The 20,169-nt window shown below is 51.1% G+C and carries 21 protein-coding genes; 2 read left to right on the top strand and 19 right to left on the bottom strand.

Features of this window, described 5'->3' with window-relative positions; genetic code table 11:
* Positions 1–564: 564 nt before the first annotated feature.
* The 18 genes from RM811_RS22530 to RM811_RS22615 form a co-directional block, all read right to left on the bottom strand.
* Positions 565–1,815, bottom strand: a complete 1,251-nt coding sequence (locus RM811_RS22530) for a beta-ketoacyl-ACP synthase (protein WP_402528741.1) — start codon at positions 1,813–1,815, stop codon at positions 565–567.
* Positions 1,815–2,540 carry a 3-ketoacyl-ACP reductase FabG2 gene (locus tag RM811_RS22535; RefSeq protein ID WP_402528744.1) on the bottom strand — a complete coding sequence of 242 codons (726 nt, stop codon included), beginning with the start codon at positions 2,538–2,540 and terminating at the stop codon, positions 1,815–1,817. Before RM811_RS22535 ends, RM811_RS22530 begins: the two co-directional genes overlap by 1 nt.
* The gene (locus tag RM811_RS22540) at positions 2,537–3,043 is read right to left on the bottom strand and encodes a hypothetical protein (RefSeq protein WP_402528746.1); all 507 of its coding nucleotides are present in this window, start codon (positions 3,041–3,043) and stop codon (positions 2,537–2,539) included. Before RM811_RS22540 ends, RM811_RS22535 begins: the two co-directional genes overlap by 4 nt.
* Positions 3,040–4,245 (bottom strand): beta-ketoacyl-[acyl-carrier-protein] synthase family protein, encoded by a 1,206-nt coding sequence (locus tag RM811_RS22545; RefSeq protein WP_402528749.1) that lies wholly within the window; start codon positions 4,243–4,245, stop codon positions 3,040–3,042. Before RM811_RS22545 ends, RM811_RS22540 begins: the two co-directional genes overlap by 4 nt.
* Positions 4,242–4,895 carry a DUF3261 domain-containing protein gene (locus tag RM811_RS22550; RefSeq protein ID WP_402528752.1) on the bottom strand — a complete coding sequence of 218 codons (654 nt, stop codon included), beginning with the start codon at positions 4,893–4,895 and terminating at the stop codon, positions 4,242–4,244. Before RM811_RS22550 ends, RM811_RS22545 begins: the two co-directional genes overlap by 4 nt.
* Positions 4,882–7,263, bottom strand: a complete 2,382-nt coding sequence (locus tag RM811_RS22555; protein WP_402528754.1) for an MMPL family transporter — start codon at positions 7,261–7,263, stop codon at positions 4,882–4,884. The genes RM811_RS22550 and RM811_RS22555 overlap by 14 nt, the downstream gene beginning before the upstream one ends.
* On the bottom strand, positions 7,229–7,879 hold the full coding sequence (locus tag RM811_RS22560) for an outer membrane lipoprotein carrier protein LolA (RefSeq protein WP_402528756.1): 651 nt from the start codon (positions 7,877–7,879) through the stop codon (positions 7,229–7,231). The genes RM811_RS22555 and RM811_RS22560 overlap by 35 nt, the downstream gene beginning before the upstream one ends.
* Positions 7,876–8,364, bottom strand: coding sequence for an acyl-CoA thioesterase (locus RM811_RS22565; protein WP_402528758.1), 489 nt, complete (start codon positions 8,362–8,364; stop codon positions 7,876–7,878). The genes RM811_RS22560 and RM811_RS22565 overlap by 4 nt, the downstream gene beginning before the upstream one ends.
* Positions 8,365–8,453: 89 nt before the next feature.
* Complete coding sequence (gene hutH / locus RM811_RS22570; RefSeq protein WP_402528760.1) at positions 8,454–10,040, bottom strand: histidine ammonia-lyase; 1,587 nt, start codon at positions 10,038–10,040, stop codon at positions 8,454–8,456.
* Positions 10,041–11,732, bottom strand: coding sequence for a glycosyltransferase (locus tag RM811_RS22575; protein WP_402528762.1), 1,692 nt, complete (start codon positions 11,730–11,732; stop codon positions 10,041–10,043).
* A 42-nt stretch (positions 11,733–11,774) separates the two neighbouring features.
* Positions 11,775–12,116, bottom strand: coding sequence for a hypothetical protein (locus RM811_RS22580; protein WP_402528765.1), 342 nt, complete (start codon positions 12,114–12,116; stop codon positions 11,775–11,777).
* Entirely contained in the window at positions 12,100–13,539 is a 1,440-nt protein-coding gene (locus RM811_RS22585; RefSeq protein ID WP_402528766.1) for an AMP-binding protein, read from the bottom strand. Before RM811_RS22585 ends, RM811_RS22580 begins: the two co-directional genes overlap by 17 nt.
* A complete protein-coding gene (locus RM811_RS22590) occupies positions 13,521–14,084 on the bottom strand; it encodes a hypothetical protein (RefSeq protein ID WP_402528768.1) in 564 nt (187 codons plus the stop codon). Before RM811_RS22590 ends, RM811_RS22585 begins: the two co-directional genes overlap by 19 nt.
* Before the next feature lie 11 nt (positions 14,085–14,095).
* Positions 14,096–14,374, bottom strand: coding sequence for an acyl carrier protein (locus RM811_RS22595; RefSeq protein WP_402528770.1), 279 nt, complete (start codon positions 14,372–14,374; stop codon positions 14,096–14,098).
* 35 nt (positions 14,375–14,409) lie between these two features.
* Positions 14,410–14,664, bottom strand: coding sequence for a phosphopantetheine-binding protein (locus RM811_RS22600; RefSeq protein WP_402528772.1), 255 nt, complete (start codon positions 14,662–14,664; stop codon positions 14,410–14,412).
* Positions 14,652–15,431, bottom strand: coding sequence for a lysophospholipid acyltransferase family protein (locus tag RM811_RS22605; RefSeq protein ID WP_402528774.1), 780 nt, complete (start codon positions 15,429–15,431; stop codon positions 14,652–14,654). The genes RM811_RS22600 and RM811_RS22605 overlap by 13 nt, the downstream gene beginning before the upstream one ends.
* A 23-nt stretch (positions 15,432–15,454) precedes the next feature.
* Entirely contained in the window at positions 15,455–16,183 is a 729-nt protein-coding gene (locus RM811_RS22610; protein ID WP_402528776.1) for a beta-ketoacyl synthase chain length factor, read from the bottom strand.
* A 9-nt stretch (positions 16,184–16,192) separates the two neighbouring features.
* On the bottom strand, positions 16,193–17,272 hold the full coding sequence (locus RM811_RS22615) for a methyltransferase (RefSeq protein WP_402528779.1): 1,080 nt from the start codon (positions 17,270–17,272) through the stop codon (positions 16,193–16,195).
* 492 nt (positions 17,273–17,764) lie between these two features.
* On the opposite strand from RM811_RS22615, the gene RM811_RS22620 reads away from it, so the two are divergent.
* Both RM811_RS22620 and RM811_RS22625 read left to right on the top strand, forming a co-directional pair.
* Entirely contained in the window at positions 17,765–18,151 is a 387-nt protein-coding gene (locus RM811_RS22620) for a winged helix-turn-helix domain-containing protein (protein WP_402528781.1), read from the top strand.
* Entirely contained in the window at positions 18,138–18,746 is a 609-nt protein-coding gene (locus RM811_RS22625) for a hypothetical protein (RefSeq protein WP_402528783.1), read from the top strand. Before RM811_RS22620 ends, RM811_RS22625 begins: the two co-directional genes overlap by 14 nt.
* Positions 18,747–18,871: 125 nt before the next feature.
* Here RM811_RS22625 and RM811_RS22630 read toward each other — a convergent pair whose 3' ends face one another.
* Positions 18,872–20,089 (bottom strand): beta-ketoacyl-ACP synthase, encoded by a 1,218-nt coding sequence (locus tag RM811_RS22630; protein ID WP_402528785.1) that lies wholly within the window; start codon positions 20,087–20,089, stop codon positions 18,872–18,874.
* Between the last annotated feature and the right edge of the window lie 80 nt (positions 20,090–20,169).

The following is a 20,169-nucleotide window of genomic DNA, read 5'->3' on the forward strand; positions in this document are numbered from 1 at the left end:
TGGGAGCGAGGAGGGTTTTGCGACAATCGCCTTCGCGAGGGTGACAGTCGGGGGGGTGTTTTGCCCTTTTGCGACACCCTCGAAGGCGGGGATCCACTGCTCGAGATAGACTCCCACTCGCGAGATGGATTCCCGCCTTCGAGGTTGTCGCAAAAGGTTGACCCTCCGTCTTTCCCGCGCAGGAGGCTGTCGCAAAACCCATCAGGAACCTCGTTCCCACGCTCTGCGTGGGAATGCATAGCCAACCACAGGAATCGTGTCTGTGGTTGGGTCCTGACGCTACCACGCAGAGCGTGGGAGCGAGGAGGGTTTTGCGACAACCGCCTTCGCGAGGATGACGGTCGGGGGGGTGTTTTGCCCTTTTGCGACACCCTCCTTCGCGGGAAAGACGGAGGGAAGAGGTCGGCATTTTCAACCTTTTGCGACAGGCTCCTTCGCGGGAAAGACGGAGGGGGTAGAGATCGGTATTTAAGACCTTTTGCGACAACCTTCTTCGCGGGGATGACGATGATATATTCTTAATTGCAGCTTCCCTGAGGGCGAGCATAACTCGCCCATACAAGTTTACCAGCGTTTAAAAATCAGCGACGTATTAACCCCGCCAAAGGCAAAGTTATTGCTCATCACATATTCATTTTTCAGGCTGCGCCCATTGTCCATTATGTAATCCAGCTCTGCACATTCAGGATCAATATGGTTCAGATTGATGGTCGGGGCATACCAGTCATTATTCAGCATGTTGATACTTGCCCAGGCTTCAATGGCTCCACAGGCACCCAGGGTATGACCCAGATAGCTTTTCAGGCTGCTGATTGGCATATGTGAGCCAAATACCGAGTGTGTTGCGTGGGATTCAGCGATATCACCGCGATCAGTCGCAGTACCATGGGCGTTTACATAACCGATGGCGGAAGCCGGAATACCGGCATCTTCCAGGGCAAGCTTCATGGCGACTGCCATGGTTTCCGCAGTAGGCTGGGTGATATGCATGCCATCCATATTAGTGCCAAAACCGACAATTTCAGCGAGGATGGTGGCGCCCCTGGACTTCGCTCTTTCCAGCTCTTCCAGAACCAGTGTGCCCGCACCTTCGCCAATCACCAGACCGTCACGGTCACGGTCAAAAGGTCTTGGTGTTAACTCTGGGGTTTCGTTCCGGGTGCTGGTGGCAAATAAAGTATCAAATACCGCGGCCTCGGTTACGCAGAGTTCTTCTGCACCGCCAGCCACCATTATGTCCTGCCGACCATCGGCTATAGCTTCATAAGCCAGGCCAATGGCCTGGCTGCCTGAGGTACAGGCGCTGCTGGTAGGAATCAGACGACCCCGTAACCCGAAGAACAGCGCCACATTAACCGCCGTCGTATGAGGCATCATCTGTATATAGCTGGTGGCATTGACCCCGGACAGCTGTTTACTTTCCAGCAGTTTTCCAAAACTGACGATGGGGGCGGTGCTGCCCGTTGAGGAACCATAGGCAACACCCACATAACCACTGCCCAGAAATGGATCATCAAGCAGGCCCGCCTGCTTCAGGGCGCATTCACTGGCAACGGTGGACATCAGGGCAACCCGGCCCATCCCCCTGGTTTTTTTACGGGGATAGTGAGCGGGTTTGCTGAAATCATTGACCGGGCCCGCCAGTGCGGTATTTAAGCCATCCACTTCCTGCCATTCCGGCATAATCCGGATACCGGTTTTACCCGCTTTCAGGTTGTCTGAAAAGGTTTGCCAGTCATGCCCGATGGAGGTGATGGTGGACATGCCGGTTACTACAACCCGCTTCTTGCCATAGAGAGTATCAGAGCGAGACATCAGGCTAACCCTCCATTAACAGAAATCACCTGTCGGGTAATATACCCCGCGCTTTCAGACATCAGATAGCTGACCAGCGAAGCAACTTCTTCAGGCTTGCCGGCCCGGCGGGCAGGGATCATTTTAAGGATCTCTTCAACCGGGGCATCCTCCATAAGATCGGTATCAATCAATCCCGGAGCGACGCAGTTAACCGTAATCTTGCGTTTGGCCAGCTCCAGGGCCAGCGCTTTGGTGGCACCGATAATACCGGCTTTTGAGGCACTGTAGTTGACCTGCCCACGGTTACCGATCAAACCGGAGACGGACGCCATGGTGATAATCCGGCCTGGCTTTCGGCGGCGCACCATGGGCATGACCAGCGGGTGCAGGACATTATAAAAACCATCAAGATTGGTATGAACGACACTGTCCCAGTCTTCGTCGGTCAGGGCAGGGAAGGCATTATCCCGGGTGATGCCTGCGTTGCAGACGACACCGTAATAAGCGCCATGTTGTTCAATATCCTGTTCCAGAATGGTACGGCACTGTTGCCGGTCTGTCAGGTCGAACTGGAGGATACGGCCATCACTGCCAGCATCCCTGACGCGGGCCAGGGTATCTTCTGCCTGGGCCATGCCACTGCGGCAGTGAATAACGATATGATAACCATCGCCGGCCAGGCGCAGGGCGATGGCTTTGCCAATTCCCCGGCTGGAGCCGGTGACCAGTACGGTATTGCTCATCTTGAGGTTCCTTCCATAAACTCATCAATATTGTCAGGCTGGAATGTGTTGATGACGGCCCGGGCCAGACATGGCTCAGCATGATCCTGACCATCGTTTTGTGCCCGGTGAATCCGCTGGTGCCGATAAATAGTGCATTCAAAAGCGCTGAGTGAACCATCTTCAAATATTTTCTGCACCTGTACTGCATAGGTCAGGCCACTGCAGAACTGTTCAGTTTCTACTTCGTAGGAACGGGTTCCCAACAGAAAGCCGACCCGAACAGGCTGTCCTTCCAGTTGAGCCCGAATGCCTGCATAAATACCAATGCTTTGGGCCATATACTCCATACCGACCCAGGCAGGTACATTACCCTCCGAATCCGCAAAGGGCTTGCCGATAGCAGGGGTGACCAGCGCCACGGCAAAATCTTCACCATAGCTTTCTACTGCATCAATAAGGATCATGGGGTGAGCATGGGACAGTAAATTTTCCGGTGTCAGGTCGATGTTTTCCGGGGTCATAACTGTTTTCCAAGAATCACTGAAACATTGCTGCCACCAAAAGCAAAGGAGTTGCTCATGATTCGGGGGTTTTGAGAGGGTAATGTAGCGTTATCACTGACCAGATTGATGGGGGCCAGTGTTTCATCCCGTGGCTGATCGGCAATATGGGGAGGCAGTTTCTGCTGCTGATTCAGGTCGGATAACAGCAACCAGCTTAACCCGGCTTCTATTGCACCGGCCGCTCCGAGTGTGTGTCCGGTCATGGTTTTGGTGGAACTGCAGGGAGTATCAGCACCGAACAGTCGAATGACCGCCTGACTCTCCATCGCGTCATTTAATGGTGTGGCGGTGCCGTGTAAATTCAGGTAGTGAATATCGCCAGTGGTCAGGTCTGCATCAGCAAGCGCAGCCTGCATCGCTGTTTCTGCTCCGGTGCCTTCAGGATGTGGGGCAGAGATATGCCAGGCGTCCGACGATTCACCCACACCCAGCAACTGAATGGTTGCCGGTTCCCGGGTTATGGTAAACAGGGCGGCACCCTCGCCAAGATTAATACCGTTTCGATTGTCACTGAATGGCTGGCAATAGCCGTCTGCTACCGACTCAAGGGAAGAAAAACCATGAATCGTAAGACCACAAAGGCTGTCAACACCGCCAGCAATAACGGCATCGCAGATGCCGGAACGAATCAGGTTTCGGGCAGAAGCAAAGACTTTGCCGCTGGATGAACAGGCGGTGGATACGGTATATGCCGGACCGGTAATTGATAAGTATCTGGCCAGAAAACGACTGGGGTCGCCCATTTCCTGAATGCGAAAGTCATAGCCTGCCGGGTAGTGGTGGTTATTCAGGTAATGCCCCATGGCGACTTCGGCCTCAAGGGTACCGGAAGTACTGGTGCCGAGGATAATACCTATGCGATCAGAGCCAAAGGTATCGATTAACCGGCTCACTTCAGGGTGAACAGGTGTCAGTGCGGTCAGCAATAACTGGTTATTGCGACTCTGTTCAGAGCTGCAGTCCGTATTACATTCAGCCAGTTTGCCGGTCACTCTGCCGAGCCTGAGTTCTTTGCCGGGTATCAGCTGCTGATCCGGAACCATACCTTCCCGGCTACCGGCCAGCAGGTTGTTCAGAATCTGCTGATGGCTATTGCCCAGGGCACAGACCATCCCCATGGAAGATAGATAGACGGGTGAATGAGAGGATGAGAGCGTCATAGTTGGGAGTAACTCAGCGTCTGGATTGACAGTTGGTAGCCCAGTGCCTGGTTGCGCAGTTTTATTGCAGCTGGCCATTTCCCGGTGGCTGTTTCGAGGGATTCTCTGGAGTAATTGATATGGATAATGGGCTGGTCACGGTAACGAAACACTCTGTCCGGCCCTTGTAGTTGCAGTGTGACAGCGTCTTTTTCCAGAACAGAACGAAGTGCCTCTACACGACCATAGGTTAATAAAAAGTCAGAGACCAGATAGGGTAATGACAACCCGGCGGGTACCATTGGATTAGTGTGCCCGATTACCTGTCCATTTTCATAAACCAGTTGTATCAATGGCTGTCCTCCCGGCGTCAGGGCGGCAATGGCCAGGCGGCTCGATTGCTTCTCGACATGAAACAGCAGGTCTACGGTTTTGTCGCCATAGGTTGCCTGAACCGATTGGGTGAGAACGTATTGCCCGGGCGGTAGTAGCTCAATGCCAGGGAGCTGCCACTGAAGGGTTTTGCTGAGATAAACTCTGGGTGCCTGTATCGTTTTCTTATCCATGAAACTGCAGCCGGATAGAAAGACCAGCACGGTCAGAGTGATTATCTGCAGGTGCTTCAGCGCCGGGAGAAGGCGGTTTCCAGTCAGAGACTCAGGCATTTTCATGAGTATCTTTCCTGATGGCAAGGGGAGACAGCAGATAGCAGATGGTTATCCCGGTCAGAACCGTCAGGCCAAAACCAGCGATGGCCGCAGTGGCAGAGAGAGCCAGTAAGCCAAAAGAGAGCAGCGTAGTGATTGCCGAAAGCGTGATAGCCATAAATGTATAGCGTTGCTCACCACTTGCCTCATGGAAGAACAGGGTGTAGTCAATACCGATGCCAAGTACCATGATCAGGGCCAGTACATGGAATAGATTAATAGCCTGACCTGTTAACGCCAGCAGGGAGAGCGTGGTCAGTACGGCTAATAGCGGTGGTAATACTACCTGAACAGCACCACGAACTCCATAACGGATCGCCAGAAGAACGGCGATCGTCGTGTAGGCAATAACCAGAAGCCAACCCATCAATAAACGATAACGGGCGAATAGTTCAGAGGTGTCTCCGGTTTTATCAACGAACTCAACCCCCGGGAAGGTTTCTGCCTGTTCAGGCTGCCAGTCCTCCCCAACCCTGTTTAGCGTAACTGCTGAGAAGTACTCATCAGAAACAGGACCGAGCCAGAGGTGGCCATAGACAGAATTGACAGGACTGTTGAGCCAGGCCTCCGGGGTCAGGCTGTTGTCATTGGCCAGATTAAATTGCTGCAGCGTCTGTTCCTGCGCCTCCACGGCGAACCCGAGCTGTTGCCAGAGTTGCGGCAGTTGATGGGAGAAAATGGTGGCTATTTTTTCCCGGTTACTGGCCTGAGTTTGTAATGAGGGTAACAGGTCAGAGATCGCCCGATAGTCGCCCAGTTTTCCACTGTCAATTTGTTGGTTTAGCCATTGGGCCAGCTGTTCATTCCGTTGCAGCAATTGCTCCTGTGAATCTCCCCGAACCAGAAAGAAACGGTTATCCGCCAGTTCACCAATAATCTCCCGGATCTGTTCTTCCGTTTCTACCAGTGCGGTTGGACGACTCTGTAACTGTCGTATATCGTCATTAGTCTTTAACTGGGGGAGAGCAAAAATGCTCAGCAGGGCAGGTATAAGAACAATGCCGTAGCGCCACCGGTTAAACGTCTGGTGCCATAGCATCAGGAAACGGTCAACGAAGGGGAGTGGCCAGTGCTGTTGCCGGGTTTGCGTGGCTTTGTTCAATAAGGCGGGATAAGCGAGCACCACGGTTAACCAGGCGGCCAGTAATCCTGCCGATGAGAAGGTCGCCATTTGCTGCAGTCCGGGGAAAGGGGTTGCCAGCATGGGTAGGTAGCCCAGCAGGCTGGTGATCAACCCCAGAGATATTCCCGGGAAAATATGCCTGAGCCCCTTATCCGGAACCCATCCTTTGCCTTGTCGCTGCCATTCCGCCATATAGTGGAAAGCATAATCAATGGAGACACCGGTCAGGCTGGCACCAAACACCAGCGTGACCACATGGACTTCACCGAAAATCAGCCAGGTAATGATATATCCCGAGACAATGCCCGTGCCCACCGAGAGCAGGCAGAGCAATAAAGGCGACCAGGTTCGGAACGCCAGCCACAGCAGCAGGATAATGCCGAGCAAGGAGCCGACACCAATGGTGCTGACCTCTTGTCGAGCGGAATCAGCACCGGCTTTGGCATAAAAAATCATGCCATTGCTGAGCACATTAACCGTTGGGAACTGTTGTTTGATTTGTGTAGTGGCGGTATTGATATCGCTGACCAGACGACTCTGATGAGTCAGCGACAGGGCTTCACCTTTGATCAGGCCGGAGATCATTACATGGTATTGTTTTTTTCCGGAGACGACCATCATGCCATCATCGTGAGTCAGGTTGCCACCGTCTGAAGCCAGTGACTCAAACCATAGGGGGAGCTGCAGTAGAGGATCATCCAGTAGCTGTTGCGGGGTGACCATATTCACCGGGCTGACCAAACGGTTTACTACCTGTTGCGTTAGCTGGTCACCCAGCTGCCCGGGTGACAATGACTGTAGACGACTGTTTAACAGGGTATAACGCCAGGGGAAATAAAAACGGGCAATTTGCTGCCAGCGCTCCGGGTCGATATGGGTCAGCAATTCTGAAAAGTTATGGCTGGCTCTCAGCCTGCTATCCAGTTCGGTGGCGGCAGCCCTGGCGTTTTCCCGGTCCGTTGATGAGACCAGAAACATAACCCTGTTACTGAAGTTGCGGGCGAATTGATTGGCGGCAGCGGCAGAGCTGGCATCCTGTTCAGTAGGCGGCAGCAGACTGATTAATTCTGTGGCTACTCCGGGCATACGAAAACCACTGGTGAGTAACAGACTAACCAGCAAGCAGCCAACCATCAGGCACCAGATGCCAAGGCGGATAAAAGCGCTGTTTATTTTATGGCTGTTTAAACGCTGCCAGACTCGCTGCATCAGGGGCCTCATAACTCAGGGACAGGGATTTAAAAGCAATACGAGTGTGGTCACCATTGGGGCCGGTCATACTGATTTCACTCAACTGACTGCTGTTTCCCAGAACCTTAACCTCAGATATCAGGGTCTTCAGCTCTTTGCTTCTGGGTATCAGGGTCAGTTCCCAGCCTGTTGGCTGCTCTTGGGCAGACACTTCGAAGTAGGACTCCAGCAGCTCAAGGTCGCCATCCAGAAAAGCAGGCAGAAGAATGCCCAGCCCGTCATAACCGGTGCCGGATGCCTGAAAGGTCTGCTCCCTGCCATTGGTTTTCTGGATGACCTTGCCGGGTGTCATGACCAGTGTGGATGGCGCAGGCGTTTGCGTTTCCCAGATCAGGCCCCGATCTCTTATGGAGAGAAAGCGACCCGTTGATATAAACGCATTGGCAAAGAATGGCATCTTTTTATGCTGTTCAAACTCACCCTGAAATACCTGTACGGATTTAAAGGGGGTAAGAATTCGCAGGGCAGCTTTATTTTCTGCAAGCTTGTCTGAGAGGTTGTCTGCCAGCAGCGGTGCACCGTAACTGAGGGTAAAAAGCAGCAGCAGGGAGAGTAATCGTTTTGACAAATTCACGACGCCAGCCCCAGTTTTTCCAGAAGTACCGGCGGGGAGACCAGCTGCAACTCCCCGGTACTCATATTTACAGCAACCTGGGTTGTCTCCCCTTTGGTCAGTCTCTGGCCGGTTTGTGGATCTGTGATCTGATAAGAAAGCACAAGACGGTTCTCGTACTCCTTTAATTGACAGGTGACTTTTATATTCTGGCCAAACCGGGCCGGACGAACATATTTCACCTTCAGGTCAACCACCGGCCAGGCATAGCCGGAGTCCTTCATTTCCTGATAGTTGTACCGGATCTGATCCAGCAGGGCGCAGCGGGCCACTTCAAAATATTTCACGTAGTGGCCATGCCAGGCCACACACATCATGTCCACATCATGGAACGGTACCTGAAGAGTAACTGAAGCTGAAACTGGCGTATTTTCCATAGGCTGACTTATTACTTCTGGCAGAGTGCTGGTATCCGGGCTCTTAGGAATGGTCCCGATATAAAACATCTATTTTACGGAGCCCTTCTTTAAGCCCGCTTCCCGCTGCCCGAAAAAACCGGGACTGCTTGTGCTTTTGCGGGCAACGGGTAGCGGTCTTAGTAGAGAGCCCAGTGTTTTTGTCGAATCAGTTCAATATGTTCACGAAGATCCATTTCCATGGCGCGGTCTTCATCCACAAATGCGAATCCGGACATGATCTGATCATGCTGTCGTATAATATCCCGGTTCAGCTCATCAGCCATCAGGTCTCCGTCACGAAGCCTTAATGCCAGCGCCTGGTGGGATGCCAGCAGGGAGGCGGCGGCTACCTGTTCGGTCAGTTCCAGTACCCGCAGGCAATCTCGTGCGGCGATGGTACCCATGCTCACCTTGTCCTGGTTATGGCACTCGGTGGAGCGTGAGAAGACGCTGGCAGGCATGGTATTTTTCAGGGCTTCTGCCGTCCAGGCGGATATGCCGATCTGCACCGCTTTAAAACCGTGGTTGATCGGCGCCCGTTCTCCGGTGGCACCGGAGAGATTGGCTGGCAGACCATTATTGAATTTGGTGTCCATCAGCTGGGCCATTTGGCGATCCATCAAATCCGCCAGGTTGGCCACGGTATTCTTCATGCTGTCCATGGCCATGGCGATATGGCCACCATAGAAATGACCGCCATGGAGCACATGTTCTCCCTCGCCATCAATAATGGGATTGTCGTTGGCACTGTTCAGTTCATTTTCAATAAAACTGCGCATCCATGGCAGGCTATCTTGTAGCACACCGATGATGTGGGGCGCACAGCGTACCGAGTAACGATCCTGTAAACGGCTGGAATTGCGCGGCGCTGTGGTATGACCCAGATCCTGACGAATCATACCGGCAATTTCTATCTGTCCAGGATGGGGCTTCACGGCAAACAGCTTCTCATCGAAATGATGAGCATTACCCTGCAGTCCCAGTGTCACCAGCGAGGTGATTCGGGCACAGAGTCTGGCCAGATATTCTGCCCGCTCAAAAGCCTCACAGGCAAGTGCGGTCATTACTGCCGTACCGTTCATCAGGGCCAGGCCTTCTTTGGGGCGAAGCGTCAGGGGTTGCAGGCCGAGTTCTTGGTAAACGTCAGCCGTTGGACACTGTTCTCCCTGGTAATAAACCTGTCGTTCACCGACCAGCATGGCGCCTACGTACGACAGTGGAGTAAGGTCGCCACTGGCACCTACGGAGCCTTCTTCAGGAATCACCGGCAGAATATCCAGTCCCATCAGGTACACCATTCTTTCCAGCAGGGCCTCGCTGACGCCGGACATTCCCTGAGTCAGGGAGGTCAGCCGGGTAGCCATCACCGCGCGGGCCTGAGCCGGGTTAAGGTAGCGGCCGAGACCACAACCATGGAACCGGATCAGGCGCAGCGGCAGCTCATTGACCAGCGATTGGGGTACCGCACGGGTGCAGGAATCACCATAGCCAGTGGTCACACCATAGATAACCCCGTCCTCAGCCAGCAGCCGGTCCAGAAACTCTGCACCTTTGCGGATTTTACTGCGAAATGCCGGCGCATCGCTCAACAGGGCGGTGCTTTCCCCCCGGGCAATCCGGTTAATATCTTCAATGGTCAGCCTGCCTTCACCAAAAGTAACGGGCTGGGCCTGCAAAGTGGTTTCTGTGGGTTTTATAGTTTTTGATTTTAAAAAAAGGGTCATTCAGTCTTGCGCTCCGGATTTCTGCCAGAAATCAAAAAAATTGAACCATTCCAGAGGTGCTTTCTTGCACACTGTTTCCAGTCGGTCAGCGTAGGTTTGGATAAAAATCTGTAATTGTTCTTGTCGCTGCTTGCGTGGCAGTAACAGCGGGTCGGCAAAGAGCTCAATTTCCAGCAAAAAACGGTTATCTCCATTGCGTGTGCAGAATACGGTAAATACCGGACAAACCAGAATGCTGGAGAGAATAAAAGGCCCTTTGGGAAAACGGGCGTCGTCACCCAAAAAGCGAACCGAAGTCGAATCACTGGCGCTGCCATCTACCGGGACACGGTCTGCAGCGATAGCAACGATTTCTCCCCGATCAATCATTTCGCTCAGTAAAATGGCAGTATCAGGGCCGATGGTATCCACCTGGATCAGCCGAATATTGGCATCAGGGCTAACCTCTGCCATGATCCGGTTAAATGCCTCGGCATGATGGGTGTGTACCAGTACATTGACGGGTAGTTCCTGTTCAGAGGCGCTCAGGCCAGCCAGTGCCCGGCAGAGTTCAATATTGCCCAGATGGGAGGTGAGCAGTACTACACCCTGGCCAGTATTCAGTTTTTCCAGTACCTGATCTTTGCCCTCTATATCGAGGTGCTCCAGGGTGATCTGGCCAAGCCAGGCGGCAAACCGGTCAGCCAGTGCCTGTCCAAACGACATAAAGTGCCGGAATGAAAGCCAGTGACCGGGTTTTTCCGGAAGAGCCTCTGGTGCAATGTTGTATAGCCGTCGTAAATAATTCTGTGATGCCTGGCGGGCTGTTTTGCCCGTCAGGAAGAAATAGGCCATCACAGGCATCAGTAGCATGGTAAATGCCCGATGCCCCAGCAGGCGATAAGTAGATAACAGAATTCGAATACCCAATCCGGAACCCCGTTCCTGCATCTGATGCCATTTTTGGGTGTTGTCTCCGGAGAACCGGCGTAGTAATAGCGGTAACCGCCTAATCATGCCGAAGAACAGACGGGTGTGGAGCCAGCTGATGCGGAGATTATCAGCCAGCGTATCAAAGTGGGAGAGGCCGTCTTCAGGGTAAATAATACGCACAGGCACCGATTTAACCGGGATGCCGGACCAGTAAAGGCGCACCATGACGTCTATATCGAAATCCATACGTCGTGAGATGTCTGTTTTTTGAATCAGCTGACATGTGACATCTAACGGGTAGACCCTGAAGCCGATCATGGCATCAGGCACCTTGGTAGAGAGGGTTTCGATACAGACCCAGAATTGGGTGATTTTCCGGCCATAGAGTCGGGATTTCGGTACACATTTGTCGTATACCGGGTGGCCCGAAATCAGTGCGTCAGGGTGTTGTCTGGCCATGGTCAACAGGTCAGGAATCGCGCCGGTGTCATGTTGACCGTCGGCATCAATCTGAATGGCGTGGGTAAAGTCAGCCTGTTGGGCACGCATCAGCCCTTCCATGACGGCTGCGCCTTTTCCCTGATTCCAGCTCAGTTGAAACAGGCTGATGGTATTATCATTCTGCAGCTGATGAAGGGCAGATTTGGTCTCTTCGTTGCTGCCATCGTCCACCACAATACAGTGGAGTCCTGATTGTTGCAGGGCATCCACAACGCCAGCCAGTTTCTGGTGATGATTAAATACCGGAATGATCGCACAGGGGCGAAAGGCGTCTGCCATTTGTTACTCCGCACTTTTATATATGCTAACTGACAACAGAGACTAATAAACTACACGTCCGGACGACATCTCATCGCTATTATGGCGATAGGAGAAAGTCAGTTTGCCATTGGCTTTGATATCCAGCTGCAGGGTGATCTCCATATCCGGACGGATCAGGTTTTTGAACTTGATCACTTCCAGTTTTCGGATCCGGTCAGGCAGGTTCAGGTATCGGACTCCATAACCGATGGCCCAGTGGGTCTGAACCACGCCGGGCAGTACCGGCCTATCGGGGAAATGGCCACGGAACCAGTGCAATTCATCAGGAATATAGAGGCGTATGGTCAGACCGTTTTCCCGCCGATCAACAGAGCGGATTATGGCTTCATCCATTGTCTTCATCGGTTGCCTCTGATGGTAATCCGGTGGTAAAGAGCCTGGCCAGCTCGCTATGGACTAATTTGCCCTGGGCGTTGACCGGCATGATTTCCACAAAGCGCCATTTACGTGGCAGCGTGACCGCTTCAAAGTATTGGGATAGTGTTTTTTTCAGCAGGCGGGGTATGGCCAGACGACCCTGCTTGTTCAGTATGGCTTTGCCTTCGTCGGTGAGCACTACAATAGCGCCCAGCTGTTGTCGTGCCATTTCCAGTACGGTCAGGGCTGTACGTTCTACCAGATAGTGATCGCTGAGCCGTTGAGATATTTCGGTCAGGGAAACCCGTTTGCCTTCAATTTTAACAATCTGGTCGGCACGGCCTTTCAGAAGAAAGCCGTGATCGGCAATAATCTCTGCCCGGTCACCCATTACACAACAATCTTCAGGATTATCCAGCCATGGGGAGAACACCGTTAACAGACCATTATCGTCCAGTTGAACGTGTACACCCGGTAGCGGCTGCCAGGCATTCAGTGAAGCAGGCTCACAGTGTTGCTGCCGCCAGGCGACACCACCACTTTCAGTGCTGCCCAGTATCTCCAGCGGCAATACGGAAAAACAGCGTTGAGCTTCCGCGGCAAAACGAGCCTGCAAAGGAGCGCCGGAGGAAAATACGGCGGTGACCCGGTGTTTGCAAACCGACCAGTTCAGCTCTTTCGGCAGACGTTCAAGCTGGGCGGGTGAGGCGATAACGGCCACTTTGTCATGCTGTGCAATGGCTGCCAGCAGGCTCTCAGGGTATTGGTGCTGGTGGGTATCAATGGTTCTTCGGGCCAGCAGTGGCCAGAGGATCCGAAACAGAATCCCATAGATATGCTGGTGAGCAACGCAGGCCAGAATGACCGGGTTTTCCAGTGTTTCACCCCACTTCTGCTCCTGAGCCTGTATCTCATTTTCCAGCTGCCACAGCTGTTTATGCACGGCCTTGGGGTTACCGCTGGAGCCGGAAGTGAAAAAAATAAGGCTGGCCCGGGCCGTGCGGGGTTCAAAGGACTCATCTTTAACGATTGTATTGAGTTGCGGCAGTTGATAGCAGTGGCCGGTAAACCCATCGCCGTGGCTGTCGGTCAGCAGTATGGCGGCATGGTTGGCCAGATCGGCTAATGTTCCGGGTTGGTTATTGGCTGGCAGGCAAATAGTTTTACCCGCAGCCAGTAGTGCCAGCAGGCTGATAATAAAGTGGCCGGTATCTTCACAATAGAGCCCCCAGTATTGTTCTTCGGACCGGGCAATCGTACTGGCAAGTGTCAGTGATTTATTCACCACTTCGGTATAAGACAGTGGCTGTTCATTATCAAGCAGTGCCAGCTGATCATCAGCAGGACGGGTAAAAAATGATTGCAGCGATAAAGTTGCCTGGGTCGGTATCATACTTTCAATATCCATTTTCGGTACAACCACTCTCCGCCGAGCAGGGTACCCATCAGCAGGTAGGAGATCAGGCCGTTATACAGTGCCCATAACGCCTGATCATTGCTGATCACTGTGAACAGGGCAATACTGCCATTGATGGTAAAAAACAGACACCAGATCATAGTAACCTTGCGCGTGTAAACCACTGCCTGCTCAGTCAGTGTCTCTTCCTGTAACCGGGCAAAACACTCAATAATGCTGGGCGGTTTGATCAGGCTCCAGGTAAATACGGAAAAGCCGGCGATGCTCACCAGTACCGGATACAGCAGTAAAGCTTGCTGACTGTTCAGGAACAGGGCAGCAGACGACAGGGCAATTCCACCGAGTGCCGCTGGGATGGTCAGATGCCTGAGAAAGCGCAGTCTGGAACCTTTCAAGGCCAGAAGTCGTAATAAAAACAGGCCAAGAATCAGTGCCGCAACCCGATTCAATGGCATGGTTTCCAGCCCCAGGTAAATTACCAGAGGATAGCAGGCCAGTAAGATGCCCAAAATAACCTGCCAAACCCGTTTGATCATAGGTGTTCCCGTCAGGCTACTTGCAGCAGGGCGCTGGTGGCTTCAATCACATCGGCGACAGTGCGGACGCTTTTGAAATCCTCCGGTTTGATTTTTTTACCGGTGAGGTTTTGCAGGGCAATCACCAGGTCCACCGCATCAATACTGTCCAGGTCCAGATCCTGATACAGGTGGGTTTCCAGGGTTACCTGTTCCGGATCAATCTCAAACTGTTCTTCCAGAATGGCTTTCAGGGCGTTAAGGATGTCTTCACTCTTCATGGATAAATCGGTCATGGATAAATCGGTCATGGATAATCAATCTTTCTTGTAATTGAGCCAATAAATCAGGCAGCCCGGGACACAAATGCAGCCAGGGTGTTGATGGATGTAAAATGTTTTTTATTGTCTGCCGAATTGGCATCCAGTTTGACCTGATACTGCTTTTTAATGGCAACGCCCAGTTCCAAAGCATCAATCGAGTCCAGCCCCAGCCCTTCAATAAAGAGAGGTTCGTCGTCTTTGATGTCATCAATGGTGATGTCTTCCAGGTCCAGGGAAGTAATAATTAGCTTTTTCAGCTCCTGTTTCAGTTTTTCCATGGTCTTTCAGAAAGCTCCTTTCGGTAGTGTTGTTCAAGATGCCGGGTTAAAAGTCTTGTCTGAATGCCTGAGGTTTTTTCATCTTGCCAGGGGGCCACAGAGATAAGTTCGCCAACTCGCAGAGAAAAAACAAAGGCCTTGTCCGGAATATCATACCAATGTTGATGTTTACCCAAAGTGGCCGGTTCACAATTCAGATAAACCGGACGAAGATAACAGCCAGCCTGTAGTGCTATATGGCTAACACCACGCTGAAATCTCAATGGTTCGCCGGGCCGCCTTCGGGTACCTTCCGGAAAAATAATCAGGTTTCTTCCTTCGTTCAGTGTACGGGTGCAGTCTGATAACAGTTTCTGCGGATTAACGTTGGGTATATAACCGGCAGCCCGGACAATTTTTTTCAGGAAAAAATTGCGATAAAGTCCGGCCTTAACCACGCAGTCCACATCCGGCATATAGGCCATCAGCACCACTACATCAATAAGCGTCAGGTGATTGGCAATAACAAGAACGCCCTGACGCTGGTGGTGATTTTTGCAGAGTTGCTCGACGCCCGATACATCCATACGCATTAGTTTGAGCGCCTGCATCCATTTCAGGAATAAGCGGAAATGCCAGCTTATAGTGTTCTGAATACGTTTTCTGCGCACTTCTTTATCTGTAGAGAACAGCAGAATGAGTGGCAATACGGTAAAGGCCAGGTTTAATGAACCGGCACCGAACACCAGAAAGCTGATTCCGGTAAGCAGGCGTCTGACGTTTTTCATTATCCAGTGATCCGATTTTGGTTTTATCTTGTTCGACGGATTTGGCACTGCATCCTTTCTCCGGCAATATCGGCAGGCTCTCCCGTTATAATGGCGCTGATGATCTGGCTGACCTGATCGCTGGTGCCTGGAATGTCTGCCGGTGTGTTCCTGACGGCAGATTCCAGAATGAAATCATCACCGGGGATTAGCATAAAGGCAGCGGCTACAGGCTGTTCGTTGGAGCAGGCAAAGGTCTGATATACAGCGGGCATCTGATCTTCACTCAGCACCAGTAAAACCTGCTTCTGACCGGAGGCGAGGATAGAACAGGCTTCGATAAATCCGGCGACAACGGTATCATGCCCGGCAGCAATCGCTGTTGATGGGGCACGATTACCCGTGTGGATGGAGAATAATCCGGAGGTAGTGTTGTGAACCGACATGCTAAAAGCTGTAGGTGACAGTTCTTCATCCCGGCAAATGGATTGTAGCAAGCCTGCCATACGGCTGACCTCCCCACGGCGTGAGGCAAATACCGAGTAAACCTGCGGATTGTCTCTAGCGATGGCGTAAGCGACATCCAGTGTTATTTTGCTGATATCACTGAGCCGCCGGCGCTGGGCAGGTTTAAGGTAACGATAATCCATATTGGTAAATGGCTCGTTACTGCCCGGCTTCCGGTCCGAGGATAAAAAGGCTTGCCAGTCAGCATGATTTCGGATGCCCGGCAGCCAGGCCTCCCAGCTTTTTATTGTGAAGGTCAGTTTCACAGTGTCGCCTTACTCGCTGCCAGCCAGCTGGCACTTAAACAGGGTGTGACAGAAACCAAGGCCATCGGTCTGGTCGACGATTTTCAGGCCAGCCCGTTGAATCAGGTTGATAAATGGCTGTTCTGCATACATACGGCTGTTGCCGTTTGCAACAGCGGTAAAGTAGAGCGAAGTGGCGTTAAGGCTGTAAGAGGACGCCTCGAAGTTCTGCTTATCCCAGAGCGTTTCCATAATATAAAGATAAGAGCCTGAGTGCATGGCGGTGCTGGCTCGTTTCAGAATATTGACAATCTGTTGTTCAGAGAAGCAGTCCAGGAATTGACTCATCCAGATAGCATCTGCCTTGCCGGGGAAGGGCTGAGTGTCATCCAGAAGGTTGATGGTATAGCCATTAACCCGATCCTGGAATCCGGCTGCCATAATATTCTTTTCAGCCATAGCCAGCTGGCCCGGCAAATCAAGAATAGTGATTTTCACATCCGGATTATAACGGGCACAGGCAAGCGACCATTTGCCGGTATTGCCGCCGACATCAAAAAGTGTTGCGGGTGGGTCACCAAACACTATCTTCAAGGCATCGGGAAACGCGCCATCGGAATAGAAATGATCAAACTCAAACCAGCTTTTCTGTGCCTGTTCTGGTAGTTGTGACAGGCCTTCGTATACGGTATTCCAGTCACCAAACACCTTGAGGCCTGCCGGTTTTCCTTCTTTAACCGCCTGCTCAAGATAAAACATCGCCTGATAACAGACGTCATGGGTAAAGGCCATATTGACCCGGGTCATTTCATCGTTCAGCAGGAAATGGCCGGTTTTGGTGATGATAAAGTGTTGATCGCTTTTGTAGACAAGTCCGGCACTGAGCCCCATGGACAGCAATACGTCCACGCCATAGTCAGTCAGCCCGGTGGCCGAGGTTATTTCAGAGAGTGTCAGTCCCTGATTGCCAGCATCTTCGATGGATTTGAGGATATTGAGTTCACACAATAACCGGGATGCCTGAAAGACCATGGGAGCATAAGCAAGCTTCTGAGCCCTGGAAATCGCTTCAAAGGCGGAGATTTTTTCTTCTTCCCCATACCAGTTCACAGCATCTACTCCGTTCTGATAATAAGTATCGGTAAATCGGTGGATTGTGCTTGGTGATTTTATCTGTGTGAAGCAGTGTTGTCACTTAGAATTAAACGGTTGTTTCAGGTGGGGTAAGGGATTGCCCGGCAATAAGTTCCACATTTTACTGAGGCTTTTAAAAGGCCGTTGTCCGCTACCCGTTGCCCGCAAAAGCACAAGCGGCTCTGGCTTTTTCGGGTAACGGGCAACGTTCGTTAAAATGTGACAGTTATTTTGGGACAATTCCTAAGTTTCCGATAATGCAGATTGCTGATAGAAAACTTCCAAAAATTCAAGGTGGAAAGTTACCTCCGTATTTCAAGCTTTATAAGGCATTAATATATAAAGGCTAAATTTCCAAGAAAACATATAAAACAACATGTGGTTACTGTTAACCATATGTTGTTTTACATAAACGATATATTGGTTTACAATAACCATATATTGTGTGTTTAGCCACGGAGTACTTATATGTTCGTTTTAAAAGGCATTCTTCGTGCTGAGAGTCAGGAGAAGATACTTATATTCCTTATGATCAGGGGCTCCGGATACGGTAAGGGTATCGCAGAGTTTTTCGGGCTCTCGCAAAATTCAGTGCAAAAACAACTGGCCCGAATGGAGGAGGATGGGGTTGTCGTCAGTCATTTGATTGGCAGGCTCAGAGAGTATCAGCTTAACCCGCGGTATCTATTTTTAGACCCTATAAAAAATCTGCTGAAGTTGGCTCTTAAGGTATATCCTGAATCCGTTATTCAGGATCTAATCATGAACCGAACAAAACCCCGCTCGACAGGAAAGCCAACGGTCGCTGCCCGCCTGAGAAAAACGGAAAATGAGTTCAATAATGACAGATTATAAAGAGACGCCTATCGTGGAATTGGCGGCGATTGTCGCTGACCATTTACAGCAATATGGAATAAAAGTTGTACTCGTTGGTGGGTTGGCTGTGGAAATATACAGTGCCAACCTGTACCTCACAAAAGATATCGATATGGTGAATATCAGCTACGATCCTCCAGCTGCGATGAATAACGCCATGGCTGAAATTGGATTTATCAAACACGGACGTGTTTATACCAATGACACCACACTTATTTGCGTGGAGTTTCCGCCTGCACCTCTCGCCGTTGGCGATGAATTAATCAAGAAAACCACCATCGTTAAAAGTGACAGTGGTGGTAAAATTCCAATATTACTCGCTTCCGATGTTGTTAAAGATCGGTTGACCGCTTATTTCCATTGGAGCGATAAACCATCCCTGGTGCAGGCTTTGGCGGTTATGCTCAAGCATGCTATTGAACCCGGAGAGCTAAAGCAGTTTTGCGAAAGTGAAGGGCAGGCGGAGTCCTTTTCCCGGATTGTCAGATTGCATCAAACAGCCAAAGAGCGACAGGTGGACTGTATGATGGAGCTAGAATCCTTGATATTGACTGACACCATTAATCAATTGTAATTCACGCGTATAGGCCAAAAGTTTCCTGCAACGCATAGGGGGCGGTGTTGAATGAGACTGAGGCGCAATCTCGCTCCCAGACGACAAGCTGTATCGATCATCGTCTGAGGCTTGTTGCAATCATTTCAGTTCCAGCGTTTAAAAATGATTGATGTATTTACCCCGCCAAAGGCAAAGCTGTTGACCATAGTATATTCACACTCACGTTGAAGCCCTTCACCCATAATATGCCAAATTCCGGAGCAGTCGTCTGAGGGCTGTGTAAGGTTCAAAGTGGGAGCAAACCAGCCCTCATTCATCATATTGATAGTCAGCCATGAGCTTATTGAACTGCTGCCGCCCAGTGCGTGTCCCATGTGGCCTTTATTGCTGGAGACAGGAACTTTATTGCTGAAAATCTTGTTAATCACTCCTGCTTCTGTGGCATCACTTTCTGTCCCTGTGGCATGGGCACTGATATAACCAATCTGATCGGGTTTCAGGTTTGCCGAAGTTAATGCTGACCCTATGACTTTCTCCATCATCTCCGGGTTTTGCTGGATAATATGGCTGCCATCCAGATTGGTGGCGAAACCGACGATTTCCGCCAGGATGGTGGCTTTTCGGTTTAATGCATGGTCCAGAGATTCCAGAATAAACGTGGCCCCGCCTTCACCAACGACCATTCCATTTCGATCTTTAGAAAAAGGTTTTGCTGACTGATGAGGTAAATGGTTGTCTCTGCTGGCCGCAAAAAAAGAGTCAAAAACGGCCACTTGTGCAGGTGATAACTCTTCTGAACTACCTGCAACCATGAGAGGGTGAATATTGTGCTTTATGGTCTCGTAAGCATAACCCAGAGCCTGGCTTCCGGATGTACAGGCCGAACTGGTTGGAATTAATCGTCCTTTTATCCCAAGGTAAATGCTGAGGTTGATTGCGGTGGTATGTCCCATCAGCTTGATGTAACCGGTTGGTGATATTCCCCGAACTTTGTTCTCTGCCAATACACGACCAAAAGGTATCAATTGTTCAGCTGAGCCAAAAGAGGAGCCGTAGGCAATACCAATATTATCTTTATCTATTTCATCAAGATTGAGCTGGCTTTGATGTATTGCCTGTTGTGCTGACTGGGCCGCAATTAATGACACCCTGCTCATGGATCGGGAGAGTTTTCTGGGGATGGAATGACCAACGTCGTGTGTTACGGGCGCTGCAAGGTAGCAGGAGAGTCCCTGAATCTTCTGCCAGTCTTCCATAAGACGAATGCCGCAGGAGCCAGCCTTCAGTGCTTTATATACCTCAGGCCAGGAATTTCCTAAAGGCGTTATGGCTGACATGCCAGTGATAACAACACGACTCAAACTGAAAAATCCTGAAGGCTGGTGGAGGTATACATGGTGTCAACTTTAATGTGACTGGTGGGGGAGAATCAAGTATTTGT

This window comes from Endozoicomonas sp. (assembly GCF_031844845.1).
Classification (GTDB): domain Bacteria; phylum Pseudomonadota; class Gammaproteobacteria; order Pseudomonadales; family Endozoicomonadaceae; genus Endozoicomonas.